We start from the raw sequence: 16,675 nt of genomic DNA on the forward strand, positions 1-16,675 counted from the left end.
TGCTGCCGAACCAGCTCAACCTTCAGTCGTCGGGGTGTCCGAAGGTCGTGAACTTGCCGCCGTGATACACCACCTCCGGATCGTTCGGATCGATATCGACGGTCTTGGCCTCGACGTCGGCCCGCCAGGGCTCGGAACTGTCGCGGGGCACCCAACCGAGAAACGCCGCCTGGCTGTTATCCCACCAGCTTTCAGCGTTGGCGGAAGCCCCATATACCACCGTATGAGCCAGCTTGGGCGCCATGAAGGCACGCTCGAGCAGGGCGATGAAATCCTCGACACTCATCCAGGTCGCCAGCATGCGAGTATCCACCGGCTTGGGGAAGCACGAGCCGATACGCACGCTCAGCGTCTCGATGCCGAACTTGTCGTGGTAGAGGCTCGCCAGGTCCTCGCCGAAGCATTTCGAGACGCCATAGAGGGAGTCGGGCCGGTGCGGCACCCGGTTGTCGATCCTCGTGGTGCGCGGATAGAAACCGATGGCATGGTTGGAGCTGGCGAACACGATGCGCGGTTTGCCCAGGCGGCGCGCCGCTTCATAGAGGTGATAGACCCCGATGATGTTCGATTGCAGGATGTGCTCCCAGGGCTTCTCCACCGATACACCGCCCAGGTGGACGACGCCGTCGCAATCCGCCACCAGGGCATTGACGGCCTGGGCATCGGACAGATCGCAGGGCTCGATCTCCTCATGTTCGGCCGCCTCGCCCAAATCGGCGACATCCGACAGCCGCACGCGATGTGCCAGCCTCGCCAGATAGGGACGAATGGCCGTGCCCAGGCCACCGGCGGCGCCGGTGACCAGAATCCGATTCAGCATCAGTGGTCTCCTTCAGTAGCGAGTCGCCCCTTGGCGGGGCATCCGTAAGATATGGGCCGACTGCAGACGGGAGCATCAGGCACCGAAGCCATACAGCGCGGCCGGGTTGTCGACCAGGATCTTCTGGCGCGCCTCGGGGTTCGCCCACTCCAGCAGCACGTCGAGCTGCTGGGCATCGTCGGGATACTGCGCACGCGGCACCCCGACATGGGGCCAGTTGCTTCCCCACAGGATGCGTTCCGGCGCATGAGCGATGACGCGCCTTGCGATGGCGCCCACATCGCCATAGTGCGGCCCGCCCTCCAGGCTGGCCTCGTAGCCGGCGCAGATCTTGAACCAGGCGTTGCCGCGATCGAGCAGTCGCAGGATCTCGTCGACGCGCCGGTCGTCGGCCGGCACCGGGTCCATGAACTTGCCGATATGATCGATGATGTAATCGCCCTCGAGGCGGCGCAGTGCGTCCCGATAGTCGTCGAGGTGGCGGCCGTTGAACTGCACCATCAGGTGCCAGTCCAGCGGCCGGATGCGCCGCTCGACCTCGGCCATGCGGTCGATCGGCACCGCACCGCCAGGCAACTGCATGATGCGCGCGCCACGCACGCCCCGGGCATGCCAGGCCTCTAGCTCGCGGGGCGAGGTCTCCGGGGTCACCACCGCCACCCCGCGCGCGCGTTCGGTACCAAGCGCATCGAGCGCCTCGAGCAGGGCAGCATTGTCATGCTGGTAGGCGTTGGACTGGGTGACCACCACTCGCTCGAGCCCCAGGCGGCGCTGCACGCGGCGGTAGTCCTCGACGGTGGCCAGCTCGGTAATCGCCGGGCCTCCCGGCTGAGCGGAATGCCGCGGCAGGTAGAGATGGATATGGCAGTCGGTCGCCCCCGGCGGCGCCTCGAGCCGTGGCGCCTGACCCTCGAGGGGGCGGGTGTTGGCGGGTATCTCGCCCATGATCGGGTCTCCTTCAAGATAGGCAAATTGCTCATTCCACCAGCGAGGGCAGCGCCATCGACAGGGACGGCACATAGGTCACCAGCATCAGGGCGGCGAACAGCGCCAGATAGAAGGGCCACATGGTACGCACCACATGTTCGATCTTGGTCTTGCCGACCACGCTACCGACAAACAGGCAGGCCCCCACGGGAGGGGTGCAGAGGCCGAGCCCCAGATTCATCAGCATCATGATGCCGAACTGGATCGGGTCCATGCCGAACTGCGTCGCCACCGGCAGGAAGATCGGCGTGCAGATCAGGATCAACGCCGCCATGTCCATGATCATGCCAAGTGCCAGCAGGATCAGGTTCAGCATCAGCAGAATGGCGAAGGGATTGTCGGTGATGCCGAGCAATGTCTCGGTGAGCAGCTCCGGCACGCTATAGAGGGCCAGCAGATAGGAGAAGGCCGAGGCACAGCCCACCAGGATCATCACCAGCGCCGTGGTGCGAACCGACTGATAGACCGCCTGCTTGAATGCCGACCAGCGCAGTTCGCGATACACCAGGCCCGTCACGACAATCGCATAGATGGCCCCGAAGGCCCCCGACTCGGTCACGGTCAGGATGCCCGACAGTACGCCACCGACGATGATCACCGCCGTGAGCAGGCCCGGCAGTGCCGCGGCGAAGCTGATGGCCAGGGCCTGCCAGCCGGGAAAGCGCTCCCCCTGGTACCCCCGCTTGACGGCCACCAGGTAGGCCGCGAGGGCCAGTAACCCACACATGAGGATGCCCGGCAGAATGCCCGCCATGAACAGCTGAGTGATGGAGATTCCTCCGCCTGCGGCCACTGCATAGAGGATCATGTTATGGCTCGGCGGGATCACCACCCCCGCAACCGATGAGGTCACGGTGACATTGACCGCATAATCGGCGTCGTAACCTTTCTCCTTCATTACCGGAATCAGGATCGAGCCGAGCGCCGAGGTATCGGCGACGGCAGAGCCGGAGATGCCACCGAACAGCATCGACGAGGTGACGTTGACCACGCCGAGTCCCCCACGTACCCGCCCCACGGCCGCCGACGCCAGTCGCACCAGGCGCCGGGAGATACCACCGTGAAGCATCAGCTCGCCAGCGAAGATGAAGAACGGGATAGCCAGCAGGGAAAACACCGAAATCCCAGACAAAATGCGCTGAAACGCCACGAATAATGGCAGGCCCTCATAGAGAAAGCCGCCCACCGCGGCGAACCCTACCGCAAACGCCACCGGAGCGCCGACGGCGAGTCCCAGCACGAACAGACCAAACACGATTGCCAGTCCCATGATCAGGCCTCCTCGATGCGGTGCGGGTGGACGCCCAGGCGCTTGACGATATTGGCCAGGGCGAACAACATCATCAGCCCGCCACAGATCACCAACGGCGCGGCGCGCCAGCTTTCCGACAGGCCCAGCATGGGAATCGGGCGTGACAGGTTGGTCATCATCAGCAGCGAACCTTGCCAGGTCATGAAGCCCCCGAAGGCCGCCACGAAAAGATCCGCCAGGTGGTACATCAGCCCTTTGAACGGCTGGGGCACGTTATCCCTGAGCAGGCTGATCGACAGATGGCTGTTGTGGCGCACGCCGGCCGCCGTTCCCAGGCAGGTAATGTAGGCCACGCTCAACAGCGCGGACTGCTCGACCCAGGTCGGGGTATCGTTGAGCACATAGCGGCCGAACACCAGCCAACCGAAGGTTATGATCAGCAAGACCAGCAGTACTCCCGCGATCAGAACGCAGCCATGGGCAATACCGTCGAGTGCTCGATCGACGCCGCCGGGCGCCACCCGCCGCTCGTCGCTGGCTTGCCCGGGCTCGGCGACGTCTTGTTCACACGCTTCGTTGGACACTTTCGCTCACCTTTCTCCCGGCCCGCCCCCCGACGATCGGACAGCGGGCGCCAAGTGTGAATACCATCAGTCGGCCTGGGCCGCCTGGATGTCCTCGACCAACGAAGTGAGGTCGGGATGCTCTTCGAGGAAGCCGTCGTAGACCGGCTGCATCAGGTCCTGAAAGGCCGCCTTGTTGGGCACCTCGTTGATCTCGACGCCGGCATCCAGCACCTTCTGGCGACTGGCCACCGTGCGCTCTTCCCACAATGCCCGCTGTTCGGTCGAGGCGATCTCGGCAGCCTCGCTGACGGCCGCTTGATCTTCTTCCGAGAGTTCTTCCCAGCTACTACGTGCCATGCACAGGCACTCTGGAATCACCAGGTGGTTGGTCAGCGAGTAATAGTCGGCGACTTCATAGTGGCCACTCGCGTCATAGGTGGGCAGGTTGTTCTCGGCACCATCGATAACCCCGGTCGTCAACGACTGGTAGACCTCACTGGCCGCCATGGGGGTAGCATTACCGCCAAGCGCCTCGATCATGTCCACGTAGAGGTCGTTGTTCATCACCCGAACCTTCATGCCCTCCACATCCTCGGGCGTCTCGACGGGATGATCACTGTTGTAGAGGCTTCTCGACCCTGCCCCTAACCAGCCCAGCGCGATCAGTCCTCGCTCCTCCATGGCACTGGCGAAACGTTCACCGATCTCGTCGTCCATCAGCTCATACATGTGCTCTTCGCTCTTGAAGATGAACGGTAGAGACAACACGTTGGCGGCCGGCACCATGGGGCCCATGGGCCCCATGTTGAAGTTGCCGAAGTCCAGGGCCCCGTTGCGGGTCTGCTCGATGGCATCCGGCTGATCACCAAGCACACCGTTGTGATAGACCTTGGGCTCGATGCGGCCCTCCGTTCTTTCACTCACCTCCTTCGCGAACGTTTCCAAGGCCACACTGTTGGGATAGGACGGGGGATGAATGTTCCAACCACGCCATTGCTCAGCATGGGCCGACATCGAGACGGCGGATGCCGCCCCCGTCAGGGCGATGGCCTTCAGGATATTGCTGCTCTTGATAGACGTGTGGGTCAGCATGAAAAACTCCCGGGTTAACGGTGTTATGGATTGTTATGCGTCGTGTCTGGCGTCCAGTGACACTCATCAACCTATCGGCTGATGTCTTGCTTTCCGACCAGGCGATCGGAGTAGAACGGCTCACCGAGAACGGCTTTCGCGATCATCGGCCACCGAATCATTCCACCCGGACCATCCCGTGCAGAGCCCTGGAACTCACCGGCATTCCTGTCGGCCTCCTTGATGGCCTTTGGGTGCTGCAACCGATTGAGTTGGCAGGTGGAATATCCTTAAGTAATACATAATATGAATAACGAGCTAGCCAGCCACTTTTTGACCGGCAAGGATGTCGGCTGAGTTTTGTACCAAAGTGCTATCCGACAGCAGCGGCATCGACAGGCGGCCCGAGAGCCGCCTAACACCTACCGCTTGCCAATCCGGCTGCCCTGCCTCAGACCTCGCGCTTTCCGTCGACCAGGCGGCTGACGCCGGCCGGGTTGCCGTCGCGCAGGGCCTCGGGCAGTAGCCCCTGGGGCAGGTTCTGGTAGCACACCGGGCGCAGGAAGCGATGGATCGCCGCGCTGCCCACCGAGGTGGTGCGTGCGTCGGAGGTGGCCGGATAGGGCCCGCCGTGGACCATGGCGTGGCACACCTCGACGCCGGTCGGCCAGCCGTTGGCCATCACCCGGCCGGCGCGGCGCTCCAGGGTCGGCAGCAGTTTGCGAGCCGCGTCCAGATCGGCGTCGTCCATCTGCAGGGTGGCGGTGAGCTGGCCTTCCAGGGACTCGGCCACGCGCGTCACTTCGTCCAGGTCGGCGCACTCGACCACCAGCGAGGTGGCGCCGAAGACCTCGGCCTGCAGCGCCTCGTCGCTCATGAAGTCCTCGGCGGCAGCCACGAACAGCCCGGTCTGGCAGGCGTTGGGGCCCTCGCCGGCGGCGCCGCGGGCGACCTCGCGGGCCTTGCTGCTGGCGACCAGGCCGTCGACGCCCTGCACGTAGGCGTCATGGATGCCCGGCGTGAGCATGGTCTGTGCCGCGGAGCCCTTCACCGCCTCGGCGGCGGACGCCACGAAGGCGTCGAGCGCCTCGCCCTTCACGGCGATCACCAGGCCGGGGTTGGTGCAGAACTGGCCGGCGCCCATGTTCAGCGAGCCGATAAAGGCCTCGCCGAGTGCCTGGCCACGTGCCTCGAGCGCTTCCGGCAGCAGGAACACCGGGTTGATCGAGCTCATCTCGGCGTAGACCGGGATCGGCTCGGGGCGCGACTGCGCCGCCTGCATCAGCGCGGTGCCGCCGCTACGCGAGCCGGTGAAGCCCACGGCCTTGATGCGCGGGTCGCGCACCAGCGCCTGGCCGAGCTCGCGGCCGGAGCCGTAGAGCAGCGAGAACACGCCCTCGGGCAGCTCGCAGCGGGCCACGGCGCGCTGCACGGCGCGGCCGACCAGCTCGGAGGTGCCGGGGTGGGCGGCGTGGGCCTTGACCACCACCGGGCAGCCGGCGGCTAAGCTTGAGGCGGTGTCGCCGCCGGCCACGGAGAACGCCAGCGGGAAGTTGGAGGCGCCGAACACGGCCACCGGGCCGAGGGCGATGTGGCGCTGGCGCAGGTCGACCCGCGGCATCGGCTGACGCTCCGGCAGGGCCGGATCGAGGCGCACGTCGAGCCACTCGCCGGCGCGCACGACCTTGGCGAACAGGCGCAGCTGGCCACAGGTGCGGCCGCGCTCGCCCTCCAGCCGTGCCCGCGGCAGGCCGGACTCGGCCATGGCGCGAGTGATCAGGTCATCGCCGATGGCCTCGATCTCCTCGGCCACGGTCTCGAGGAAGCGGGCGCGGGCCTCGAGGCCGGTCTCGCGGTAGGTATCGAAGGCGGCCCAGGCCAGGTCGCAGGCCCGTTCCACCTCGGCCCGGCCGCCGGCGGGATAGGCCGGGGACAGGGTCTCGCCGGTGGCGGGATCGACGGCGTGGATCGGCTTGCCGTCGCTGGTCACGGCCTGCTGGCCGATGAGTTGCTTGCCTTCCAGGGTCATGAAGCTACTCCTGTCATGGGGCGCCGACTCACGGCGCCGTTCCGGTCGGGCGAGGCGATCGATGAATATCGCCTGGCAATGGGGGAGATGTCTCAGCGGATCGCCTCAACGCACCAGGGCCGGGCGCTTGGGATCGAATTCCCAGCCCTTGATCAGGTACTGCATCGCCATGGCGTCGTTGCGCTGGGTGACGTCGAGGCGCTTGTACTTCTCATGGGCCTCCATGAGCCTGTCGTCGTCCAGCTCGATGCCGAGGCCCGGTGCCTTCGGCACGCTCAGCTTGCCGTCGCGGATCTGAAGCGGATCCTGGGTGATACGCTGGCCGTCCTGCCAGATCCAGTGGGTATCGATGGCGGTGATCTCGCCCGGGCAGGCAGCGGCCACGTGGGTCATCATCGCCAGGGAGATGTCGAAGTGGTTGTTGCTGTGCGAGCCCCAGGTCATGCCCCACTCGTTGCACAGCTCACCCACGGCGACGGCGCCCTGCATGGTCCAGAAGTGGCAGTCGGCCAGCGGGATATCGACCGAGTTGAGCTGCACGGCCAGCTGCAGCTGCTTGTAGTCGGTGGCAATCATGTTGGTGGCGGTGGGCAGTCCGGTGCGCTTCTTGAACTCCGCCATGGTCTCGCGGCCGGAGAAGCCGCCTTCCTGGCCGCAGGGATCCTCGGCGTAGCTGAGCAGGTGCTTGATCGGCTCCAGCACGCGCACCGCCTCGTCCAGCTTCCAGGCCCCGTTGGGGTCCAAGGTCAGGCGCGCCTCGGGGAAGGCCTCGTGCAGTGCACGGATGCAGTCGGCTTCTTCCTCGCCGCGCAGCACGCCGCCCTTGAGCTTGAAGTCCCTGAAGCCGTAGCGGTCGTAGGCGGCCTTGGCCAGGTTGGCGACGGCGTCCGGCGTCATGGCCTCGCGATAGCGGACCTCGTCCCAGGCATCGCTCGGGGCGGTCACGCGCGGGTACGGCAGGTCGGTCTTGTCCGGATCGCCGAGCAGGAACAGGTAGCCCAGGGCCTCCACCTCGTCGCGCTGGCGACCGTACTGGCCCAGCAGGTCGGCGACCGGCATGCCCAGCGCCTGGCCGAAGAGATCGAACAGCGCCGACTCGATGGCGGTGATGACGTGCACGGCTACGCGCAGGTCGAAGGTCTGGCGACCGCGCTCCTCGGGGCCACCCTGGGCCAGCAGGGCGCGGCAGCGACTGAGCACCTGCTTGACCTCGTTGACCTGCGCGCCTTCCACCAGGCAGCGACACTTGTCGAGCCCCTTCTGGATGCCCTCGCTGGTGGGAATCTCGCCCACCCCGCGGTTGCCGGACGCGTCCTCCAGCACCAGCACGCAGCGGATGAACCAGGGCGCATGGCCGCCGCTCAGGTTGAGCAGGAAACCGTCCTCGCCGGCGACCGGCACGATGTTCATCTTGGTGATCTTGGGAAACATGATCTGCGGCCCTAAAAAGGTGTGAATAAACCCGTCATTACCTGGTTGGCCATCCAGGCCGATTGGCCACTTCGGTATTGACGCTACCCTCGGGCAAACGTCCCTCCAGGATATCGCGCACCTGGTGAACCGTTTGCATCGCCTGGAACTCAATGGCCTCGGGAACCATGCCTCCCACGTGGGGTGTGGCTAGTACACGTGGATGACTGGCAAGTTCGAGCGTTGGGGTGTTATCGACCCCACATCCCACATCCAGGGCGACACCACCCAGGTGTCCATTTTCCAGCGCTTCCAGAAGCGCAGACTCATCCACGACGCCTCCGCGTGAGGCATTGACGAAAAAGGCACCCCGAGGCATGGAGGAGAATGCCTCCGCATTCAATAGTCGATCTGTCTCACTGGAGTAACTCACTAGGCATACCGTGATATCGGAATTCTTTAGCAGCGTATCCCGATCGACAGATCTGGCCATTTCCGAGGGAATCTCGGCCCAAGGGTCATGTGCCATGACATGCATACCCAGCGCTTTCATCAACGGGACCAATTGACGAGCGATATTGCCATAGCCAAGAATTCCGACGGTTTTCCCGGCGAGCTGCCGCCCCATGCTGGCCTGGGGAATCTCGCCACGACGATAATCCAGCACATATTGGGGAAGATCACGAAATAGATTGATCATCTGCGCCAAAATCCATTCGCTCACGGCCTGAACGAACCCTGGTCCGGCGCGCGTCACCAGCACTCCATGGCGTGTGGCGGCTTCGACATCCACACTACGAATGTCCATGGCGCAGCGAACGAAGGCCTTCAGAGATGGCGCAGAAGAGAAGAAATCATGTCCAGCGGATACCTGACGATCCGATACGACGATATCGCAGCCATTCGCCAGTGCCGCAAGTCGGCTCTCGCTTAACGGTACGGTTTCTTCACGCAGCACCAGTGTACCCAACTGCTTTAACGCCTCGATCGCCTTTTCTCCATACCATGCCTTACGATCAGCGGGATCATGGGTTAAAAGAATTCGCGTCATCTTGACTCCAGAAAAAGAGAGCTTGGTGACCAGCACACATCATTGACGAGATATTATTTCCAGCAACCTCTCTCAATGGCTACAATGATCGACCCGGCTATCACCCTTATTGACCAAGGCGACTCTCCTCGTCCCCATAAGCACGCCCAAGAGCAATCAGCTTTTCCAGACACTGGCGCTCCTTGGCAGAAGGCATCTCGAGCGGCGCACGCACGCTGCCGGCGGGACGCCCGATGATCTCGGCACCGGCCTTGATCAGGCTGACGGCGTAGCCGGCCTTGTGGTCGCGCAGATCGACGAAGGGCAGAAAGAACTCGCGGGAGATGCGCCGCACGGTATCGGTGTCGCCGGCCCGCAGCGCCTTGTAGAAGGTCACCGCCATGTCGGGCACGAAGTTGAACACCGCGCTGGAGTAGGTGTTCACGCCGACGGCCAGGTAGGCCTCGGCCATGATCTCGGCAGTCGGCACCCCGCCGACGTAGGCCAGGCGATCGCCGACGGTCTTGATGATCCGGTTCAGGGCCTGCATGTCGCCCTTGCCGTCCTTCAGCCCGATCAGGTTCGGGCAGGCATCGGCCAGGCGCTTCACCGCGTCCGGCTTCATGATGCCGTTGCCGCGGTTGTAGTAGATGACGCTGATCGATGTCGAATCGCAGATCCGGCGCGCGTACTCCACCAGGCCATCCTGGGGGCACTCGGTCAGGTAGGGCGGCATCAGCAGGATGCCGTCGGCGCCCTCTTCCTCGGCGATACGGGCGAAGGCGCTGCCAGTCGCCACGCTCAGACCGGCGCTGGCGATGACCGGGAGCTTGCCGTCGACGACCTTCACCGCCAGGCGCACGATCTCGCGGAACTCGTCCTGGGACAGGTTGAAGAACTCCCCGGTGCCCCCGGCGACGAACACCGCCGAGATCTCGTGGCTGATGAACCACGCCAGGCGCTGTCGATAGCGCTCGGCATCGAAGCCTCCATCGGCGTCGAAATCGGTGATCGGGAAGGACAGCAGCCCGTCACTGATCGCTTGTTTGACATCCTCGCGTGTGAATCCCACCTGGTTGTCCTCTTGTCAGTCTAGGAACGACACGAGGCCATCGCCTCATGTAATACATCATACAAATGACAAGCTAGCGGGCTGCCAACTGACTGACAACCGCCGCTATGGTAGATTTAGACCAAAGTTGCAGCCGCCAACCGCGGGCCCTCAACGGGTTCGCATCGCCACCCAAGGCGTCTTGACGCCGCCCCGCCCCTTCCCGCCCTGGACGCAGCAATGTCATTGATCGACATCTTTCTCTCGACGCTGAACATCACCCTGCCGGTGTTTGCCATGGTCTTCATCGGCATCGGCCTGAAGCGCTTCCACTGGATCGACCAGGCCTTCGTCAACACGGCCTCCAAGCTGGTCTTCCGCGGTACCCTGCCGACCCTGCTGTTCTTCGGCATGGCCGGCGCCGACCTGGAGGCCACCCTCGATCCCTGGATGCTGGTGTTCTTCGCCCTGGCCACCCTGCTGAGCTTCGCCGGCAGCTGGGGCTGGGCGCTGCTGCGGGTGCGGCGGCCGCTGCGCGGCGTCTACGTCCAGGGCGCCTTCCGTGGCAACTGCGGCATCGTGGGACTGGCCCTGGCGGCCGGCATGTACGGCGACGCCGGGCTGTCGCTGGCCGGCCTGCTGCTGGGCGTGGTGATCCTGACCTACAACGTGCTGTCGGTGATCGTGCTGGCCACCTACCAGCCCCGTGAGGAAGGCGGCAAGGGCGTCGACTGGACCAACATCGTGCGCAACATCGTCACCAACCCGCTGATTCTCGGCGTACTGGCCGGCGTGCCCTTCGCCATCCTCGAGGTGTCGCTGCCCGCCTGGCTGACCACCACCGGCGACTACTTCGCCTCGCTGACCCTGCCCCTGGCGCTGATCTGCATCGGCGCGACCCTGTCCACCCGCGCGCTCAAGAAGGGCTACCGCACCACCGTCAGCGCCAGCCTGGCCAAGATGGTGGTGGTACCCGCCGTGGCGACGCTGCTGGCGGTGCTGGCGGGCTTCTCCGGCCCCACCCTGGGCGTGCTGTTCCTGTTCTTCGCCAGCCCCACCGCGGCGGCCGCCTTCGTGATGGCCAAGGCCATGGGCAACGACGAGACCCTGACCGCCAACATCATCGCCATGACGACGCTGATGGCCAGCGTCACGGTGACGCTGGGGATCTTCAGCCTGCGCGCCACGGGCCTGATCTAGCGGATCGCGCGCTCGGTAAAGCGGCAGAAACGACGACGGCGCCCCGCGGGGCGCCGTCGTCGTTTCCCTGGTCGGAAGCAGCGGATCAGCGGCAGGCGCCGGCCACGGTGCCCTCGACCACCTCGAACTGCTCGATCCCGCCGCCCTCGGCGGTGGCCTCCGCCGGCAGCGGGTTGGCATGGGCACGCTTGAAGTCGTCGCTGCCCACCCAGGCGCGGAAGGCCGCCTGGCTCTCCCACTCGGTCTCCACCACGTAGGGGGCCTGGTTGCCCTGAGGGCGCAGCACGCGCATGGCGACGAACCCCGGCTGCTTGTCGATCTCGCCGGCGCGGGCCTGGAAGCGCGCCTCGAACTCGTCCTCGAAGCCCGGATTCACGTGGATGCGGTTGTTGACGATGTAGCTCATGGTTCGGCGCGTCCTTCTCTCAGGTGATGTCGGCGGGTGACGTGAAACGACGCAGCCGCGCGCAGCCGGCGGCCCGCACCTCGGCGTCGAGCTCGGCGACGGCGGCGGTGGGAAAGCCGAGGCCACGATCGCCGCGCCCCTCGACCAGCAGCCCCGTGAGCGCGCCGACCAGCGGCATGTGGCTGACCAGCAGCAGCGGGCAATCGTCGTCCTGCTCGAGCAGCCAGTCGACCACCGCCTGAGGCGGATCGTCCGGAGTGATGCAGGGCAGCGTCTCCACCGGCACGCCGAGCGCCTCGCCCACGCGCTCGGCGGTCTGCTGCGCCCGTCGATACGGACTCGCCGCCAGCCGCAGGCGCGCGAGATCGAGATCCTCACGCCCGGCCAGCCAGATGCCCATGCGGGCGGCCTCGGCGAGGCCGCGGGCGGTCAGCTCGCGGCAGGCATCGGGACTGCCCGCCCCCGCCTCGCCGTGGCGCATGATCAGCAGCGGCTTAGCCATGCGGGCCTCCGGTGTCGCGATGGTCCTGCTGGACGTTCTCGCGCGAGAGCACGAACTCCACGTCGCTGCTCTGCTCGCCACGCATCAGCAGCCGCGCCATCTCACGCGCGGGCACGCCCTCGAACAGCACCTGGTAGAGCCCCTCGGCGATCGGCATGTAGACGCCCTCAGCGCGGGACTTGTCGCGCACCAGGCGCACGGTGTTGACGCCCTCGGCGACCTGGCCCAGCGCCTCGACGGCCTCGTCGAGGGTACGCCCCTCGCCCAGCGCGAAGCCGACCCGGTAGTTGCGCGAGCGGCTGGAGGAGCAGGTGACGATCAGGTCGCCGACCCCGGCCAGGCCGAGGAAGGTCATGGGATTGGCGCCCTGGGACACGGCGAAGCGGCTCATCTCGGCCAGCGCTCGGGTCATCAGCATGCTGCGGGTGTTCTCGCCCATGCCCAGCGCCGCGGCCATGCCGGCGGCGATGGCATAGAGGTTCTTGAGCGCCCCGCCCAGCTCGACGCCGTAGCGGTCGTTGCTGGCATAGACGCGGAAGTAGTCGCAGCCCAGCGCCGTCTGCACCCGGGTGCGGGTCAGCGGATCATCGCTGGCGATCACCGTGGCGGTCAGCTGTCGCTCGGCCACCTCGGTGGCGAGGTTGGGGCCGGAGAGCACGCCGATGTGCGCGAAGCCGGTCTCTTCCTCGAGCAGCTGGCTCATCAGCTTGAAGCCGTCCTCCTGGATGCCCTTGGTGGTGCTGACCAGTATCTGGGAGGGCGTCAGCCAGGGCAGCGCCTGACGGACCACCTGACGGAAGGCCTGTGACGGAATCGCCACCAGCACCAGGCCGGCACCGGGCAGCACGTCCTCGAAGGCGTTCGAGGCCTTCACGGCGGGATTGATGGCATAGTCGGGCAGGTAGCGGCCGTTGCGATGCTCGCGGTTGATCTGCTCGACCAGCGCAGGGTCGCGCAGCCACTGGCGCACCTCGAAACCGTTGTCGGCGGCGATGCTGGCGAGCGCGGTGCCGAAGCTGCCGCCACCGAGCACCGCCACCCGCTGACTGCGATCATCGCTGCTGCGATCAGGATTGCTGCGATCGTCGGACATGGTCGCCCCGGGAGTGGAAATGGTCCGGCGATTGTAACGAAAAACGCCCCCAGTGGGGGCGTCTTGGCACCTGGCGTCGGGCCGCCGGAGCGGCCCGGGGCGGATCAGTCGATCAGCGGCACCAGGGTGTCGATGCTCGACCGGGCATCGCCGTAGAGCATCCGCGTGTTCTCCTTGAAGAACAGCGGGTTCTCGATGCCGGAGTAGCCGGTGCCCTGGCCACGCTTGCAGACGAACACGTTCTTGGCTTCCCAGACCTTCAATACCGGCATGCCGGCGATCGGGCTGTTGGGATCTTCCTGGGCGGCCGGATTGACGATGTCGTTGGAGCCGATGACGATCACCACGTCTGTGCTGGCGAAATCGTCGTTGATCTCGTCCATCTCGAGCACGATGTCGTAGGGCACCTTGGCCTCGGCCAGCAGCACGTTCATGTGCCCCGGCAGGCGGCCGGCGACCGGGTGGATGCCGAAGCGCACTTCCTTGCCGGCGCTGCGCAGCTTGCGGGTCAGCTCGCTGACCGCGTTCTGCGCCTGGGCCACCGCCATGCCGTAGCCCGGCACGATGACCACGCTGTCGGCGTCGTTCAGCGCGCTGGCCACACCGGCGGTGTCGATGGCGACCTGCTCGCCCTCGATCTCCGCCGCCGGGCCCTGGCTGCCGCCGAAGCCGCCCAGGATCACGTTGACGAAGTTGCGGTTCATCGCCTTGCACATGATGTAGGAGAGGATCGCGCCCGAGGAGCCCACCAGGGCGCCGGTGACGATCAACAGATCATTGGACAGCGTGAAGCCGATGGCCGCCGCGGCCCAGCCGGAGTAGCTGTTCAGCATCGACACCACCACCGGCATGTCGGCGCCGCCGATGCCCATGATCAGGTGGTAGCCGATGAAGAACGCCAGCAGGGCCAGCAGCAGCAGGGTCCAGACGCCCGCTCCGTTGAGGTAGAGCACCGCCAGACCCACGGAGGCGGCCGCGGCAGCGGCGTTCAGCAGGTGGCCGCCGGGCAGCTGCTTCGGCTTGCCGTCGACCTTGCCGGCCAGCTTGCCGAAGGCGATCACCGAACCGGTGAAGGTCACCGCGCCGATGAACACCCCGAGCACCACCTCGATCTGCAGGAAGGTGAGCTCCGCCGGGGTCTTGTGTGCCACCAGGGCGGCGAAGGCCGAGAAGCCCTCGGCGCCTTCCCCGGCCAGCTGGCTGGCCAGCACGCGGCGGCGCTCCAGGTCGGCGTTGAGGCCGACGAACACCGCGGCCAGGCCGACGAAGCTGTGCAGGGCCGCGACCAGCTGCGGCATCTCGGTCATCTCGACCTTCTTGGCCAGATAGGCGCCGATGACGGCGCCGATGGCCATCATCGGCAGCATCCACCAGTAGCCGCCGATGCCCGGCCCGAGGCCGGTGAAGAAGACGGCCACGCCCATGCCGATGATGCCGTACCAGACGGCACGCTTGGCCTTCTCCTGGTTGCTCAAGCCCCCCAGCGAGAGGATGAACAGTACGCTTGCCGCGATCGAGGCGGCGGATACGAATCCTTGACTCAACATCTCTTGATCTCCGGCCTCAGGACTTCTGGAACATGGCGAGCATACGGCGCGTGACCTGGAAGCCCCCCACGATGTTGATGGTGGCGATCAGCACCGAGATGCCGGCGAGCAGGCTCACCAGGACACTCCCCGAGCCGATCTGCAGCACCGCCCCGAGCACGATGATCCCGGAGATGGCATTGGTCACGGCCATCAGCGGGGTATGCAGCGAGTGGCTGACGCCCCAGATCACCTGGAAGCCGACGAAGCAGGCCAGCACGAAGACGATGAAGTGCGACATGAACGACGCCGGCGCCACCTGGCCGAGCAGCAGCATCAGCGCGCCGCCGACGCCCAGCAGCGTCGCCTGACGCTTGGTCTGGGAGACGAAGGCGGCGTGTTCGGCGGCCTTCTTCTCCTCCGGCGTGGGCTCCGGCTCCTTCGGCTTGGGCTTGGCCGCGGCGATCGCCTGCACCTTGGGCGGCGGCGGCGGGAAGGTGATGTCGCCTTCATAGGCCACCGTGGCGCCGCGGATGACGTCGTCGTCCATGTTGTGATCGATGACGCCATCCTTCTCCGGCGTCAGGTCGGTCAGCATGTGGCGGATGTTGGTGGCGTAGAGCAGCGAGGCCTGGGTCGCCATGCGCGACGGGAAGTCGGTGTAGCCGACCACGATCACGCCGTTGTCGGTGACCACGCGCTCGTCGGGCACGGTCAGGTCGCAGTTGCCGCCCTTCTCGGCGGCCAGGTCGACGATCACCGACCCCGGCTTCATGGCCTTGACCATGTCCTCGAGCCACAGCTTGGGCGCGGGGCGACCGGGAATCAGCGCGGTGGTGATGACGATGTCGACGTCCGGGGCCTGCTCGCGGAACAGGGCCAGCTGCTTCTCGCGGAACTCGGGGCTCGACGGCGCCGCATAGCCGCCGCTGCCGGAGCCGTCCTGGCTGTCCTCGAAGTCGAGGAACAGGAATTCGGCGCCCATGGACTCGATCTGCTCGGCCACTTCGGGGCGCACGTCGAAGGCACGCACCACCGCGCCCAGGCTGGTCGCGGTGCCGATGGCGGCGAGCCCCGCGACGCCGGCGCCGACGATCAGCACCTTGGCCGGCGGCACCTTGCCCGCGGCGGTCACCTGGCCGGTGAAGAAGCGCCCGAACTGGTTGCCGGCCTCGATCACCGCGCGATAGCCGGCGATGTTGGCGGTGGAGGACAGGGCGTCCATCTTCTGGGCCCGCGAGATGCGCGGCACCATGTCCATGGCGATGACATTGGCGCCGGTGTCGCGGCAGCGCTCGAGCAACGACTCGTTCTGGGCCGGCCAGAAGAACGAGATCAGGGTCTTGCCCTTCCCGAGGTAGCCGACCTCCTCCTCGACGGGCTCGCGGACCTTGACCACCACCTCGGCGGCGTTCCACAGGGCCTCGGCACCGTCGACGACGGTGACGCCGACCGACCGGTAGGCGTCGTCATCGAAACCGGCGGCCGCACCGGCGCCGCTCTCGATCAGGCATTCGTGTCCCAGCTTCTGGATCTGTTGCGCGCTTTCCGGGGTCAGGGCGACACGCGCCTCCCCGGAGGCATGCTCCTTGGGTGCACCAATCTTCACGTTGGATCTCCCGTTTTGGCGTTATTGAAACTTTCAAAACACCGCAGTCTTGCCCAGCCAGATCGGAATCTCAACCCGCATGACGGCCATGGGAGCGTCGCTGTCGGAAACGATATGTCGTTG

General features: G+C 65.8%; 15 protein-coding genes. 1 reads left to right on the forward strand and 14 read right to left on the reverse strand.

Going from position 1 to position 16,675, the window contains the following annotated elements:
- Positions 1-22 precede the first annotated feature (22 nt).
- The 9 genes from FIU88_RS13270 to kdgD all read right to left on the reverse strand — a co-directional run bounded on the left by FIU88_RS13270 (position 23) and on the right by kdgD (position 10,237).
- On the reverse strand, positions 23-820 hold the full coding sequence (locus FIU88_RS13270; protein ID WP_152479551.1) for an NAD(P)-dependent oxidoreductase: 798 nt from the start codon (positions 818-820) through the stop codon (positions 23-25).
- 75 nt (positions 821-895) lie between these two features.
- A complete protein-coding gene (locus tag FIU88_RS13275; RefSeq protein ID WP_152479552.1) occupies positions 896-1,765 on the reverse strand; it encodes an amidohydrolase family protein in 870 nt (289 codons plus the stop codon).
- A 31-nt stretch (positions 1,766-1,796) separates the two neighbouring features.
- On the reverse strand, positions 1,797-3,077 hold the full coding sequence (locus FIU88_RS13280; RefSeq protein ID WP_152479553.1) for a TRAP transporter large permease: 1,281 nt from the start codon (positions 3,075-3,077) through the stop codon (positions 1,797-1,799).
- Between the two features lie 2 nt (positions 3,078-3,079).
- The gene (locus FIU88_RS13285) at positions 3,080-3,643 is read right to left on the reverse strand and encodes a TRAP transporter small permease (protein ID WP_253742564.1); all 564 of its coding nucleotides are present in this window, start codon (positions 3,641-3,643) and stop codon (positions 3,080-3,082) included.
- A gap of 66 nt (positions 3,644-3,709) precedes the next feature.
- Positions 3,710-4,717 carry a TRAP transporter substrate-binding protein gene (locus tag FIU88_RS13290; RefSeq protein WP_152479554.1) on the reverse strand — a complete coding sequence of 336 codons (1,008 nt, stop codon included), beginning with the start codon at positions 4,715-4,717 and terminating at the stop codon, positions 3,710-3,712.
- A gap of 430 nt (positions 4,718-5,147) precedes the next feature.
- Positions 5,148-6,725, reverse strand: a complete 1,578-nt coding sequence (locus tag FIU88_RS13295; protein ID WP_152479555.1) for an aldehyde dehydrogenase (NADP(+)) — start codon at positions 6,723-6,725, stop codon at positions 5,148-5,150.
- A gap of 105 nt (positions 6,726-6,830) precedes the next feature.
- Entirely contained in the window at positions 6,831-8,156 is a 1,326-nt protein-coding gene (locus FIU88_RS13300; RefSeq protein ID WP_152479556.1) for an enolase C-terminal domain-like protein, read from the reverse strand.
- 37 nt (positions 8,157-8,193) lie between these two features.
- Positions 8,194-9,186 carry a D-isomer specific 2-hydroxyacid dehydrogenase family protein gene (locus FIU88_RS13305; protein WP_152479557.1) on the reverse strand — a complete coding sequence of 331 codons (993 nt, stop codon included), beginning with the start codon at positions 9,184-9,186 and terminating at the stop codon, positions 8,194-8,196.
- A 106-nt stretch (positions 9,187-9,292) separates the two neighbouring features.
- Positions 9,293-10,237: a 5-dehydro-4-deoxyglucarate dehydratase gene (gene kdgD, locus FIU88_RS13310; protein ID WP_152479558.1), complete on the reverse strand. Its 945-nt coding sequence runs from the start codon at positions 10,235-10,237 to the stop codon at positions 9,293-9,295.
- A 219-nt stretch (positions 10,238-10,456) separates the two neighbouring features.
- Between kdgD and FIU88_RS13315 the strand changes: the two genes are divergently transcribed.
- Positions 10,457-11,416, forward strand: coding sequence for an AEC family transporter (locus FIU88_RS13315; RefSeq protein WP_152479559.1), 960 nt, complete (start codon positions 10,457-10,459; stop codon positions 11,414-11,416).
- 85 nt (positions 11,417-11,501) lie between these two features.
- Here the strand turns inward: FIU88_RS13315 and FIU88_RS13320 are convergent, their stop codons facing one another.
- The 5 genes from FIU88_RS13320 to FIU88_RS13340 form a co-directional block, all read right to left on the reverse strand.
- Positions 11,502-11,822, reverse strand: a complete 321-nt coding sequence (locus tag FIU88_RS13320; RefSeq protein ID WP_152479560.1) for an antibiotic biosynthesis monooxygenase — start codon at positions 11,820-11,822, stop codon at positions 11,502-11,504.
- 19 nt (positions 11,823-11,841) lie between these two features.
- The gene (gene sixA / locus FIU88_RS13325; protein ID WP_152479561.1) at positions 11,842-12,324 is read right to left on the reverse strand and encodes a phosphohistidine phosphatase SixA; all 483 of its coding nucleotides are present in this window, start codon (positions 12,322-12,324) and stop codon (positions 11,842-11,844) included.
- The gene (locus tag FIU88_RS13330) at positions 12,317-13,417 is read right to left on the reverse strand and encodes an NAD(P)H-dependent glycerol-3-phosphate dehydrogenase (RefSeq protein ID WP_152479562.1); all 1,101 of its coding nucleotides are present in this window, start codon (positions 13,415-13,417) and stop codon (positions 12,317-12,319) included. Before FIU88_RS13330 ends, sixA begins: the two co-directional genes overlap by 8 nt.
- Positions 13,418-13,521: 104 nt before the next feature.
- A complete protein-coding gene (locus FIU88_RS13335; protein ID WP_152479563.1) occupies positions 13,522-14,964 on the reverse strand; it encodes an NAD(P)(+) transhydrogenase (Re/Si-specific) subunit beta in 1,443 nt (480 codons plus the stop codon).
- A gap of 16 nt (positions 14,965-14,980) precedes the next feature.
- A complete protein-coding gene (locus FIU88_RS13340) occupies positions 14,981-16,552 on the reverse strand; it encodes a Re/Si-specific NAD(P)(+) transhydrogenase subunit alpha (protein WP_152479564.1) in 1,572 nt (523 codons plus the stop codon).
- Positions 16,553-16,675 lie beyond the last annotated feature (123 nt).

This window comes from Halomonas sp. THAF12, assembly GCF_009363675.1.
Classification (GTDB): Bacteria; Pseudomonadota; Gammaproteobacteria; order Pseudomonadales; family Halomonadaceae; genus Halomonas; species Halomonas smyrnensis.

Bases quoted from the DNA above. Each gene is read 5' to 3' on its own strand.
- FIU88_RS13270 (WP_152479551.1), bottom strand. From the start codon at position 820: ATGCTGAATCGGATTCTGGTCACCGGCGCCGCCGGTGGCCTGGGCACG.
- FIU88_RS13275 (WP_152479552.1), bottom strand. From the start codon at position 1,765: ATGGGCGAGATACCCGCCAACACCCGCCCCCTCGAGGGTCAGGCGCCA.
- FIU88_RS13280 (WP_152479553.1), bottom strand. From the start codon at position 3,077: ATGGGACTGGCAATCGTGTTTGGTCTGTTCGTGCTGGGACTCGCCGTC.
- FIU88_RS13290 (WP_152479554.1), bottom strand. From the start codon at position 4,717: ATGCTGACCCACACGTCTATCAAGAGCAGCAATATCCTGAAGGCCATC.
- FIU88_RS13295 (WP_152479555.1), bottom strand. From the start codon at position 6,725: ATGACCCTGGAAGGCAAGCAACTCATCGGCCAGCAGGCCGTGACCAGC.
- FIU88_RS13300 (WP_152479556.1), bottom strand. From the start codon at position 8,156: ATGTTTCCCAAGATCACCAAGATGAACATCGTGCCGGTCGCCGGCGAG.
- FIU88_RS13305 (WP_152479557.1), bottom strand. From the start codon at position 9,186: ATGACGCGAATTCTTTTAACCCATGATCCCGCTGATCGTAAGGCATGG.
- FIU88_RS13315 (WP_152479559.1), top strand. From the start codon at position 10,457: ATGTCATTGATCGACATCTTTCTCTCGACGCTGAACATCACCCTGCCG.
- FIU88_RS13320 (WP_152479560.1), bottom strand. From the start codon at position 11,822: ATGAGCTACATCGTCAACAACCGCATCCACGTGAATCCGGGCTTCGAG.
- sixA (WP_152479561.1), bottom strand. From the start codon at position 12,324: ATGGCTAAGCCGCTGCTGATCATGCGCCACGGCGAGGCGGGGGCGGGC.
- FIU88_RS13330 (WP_152479562.1), bottom strand. From the start codon at position 13,417: ATGTCCGACGATCGCAGCAATCCTGATCGCAGCAGCGATGATCGCAGT.
- FIU88_RS13335 (WP_152479563.1), bottom strand. From the start codon at position 14,964: ATGTTGAGTCAAGGATTCGTATCCGCCGCCTCGATCGCGGCAAGCGTA.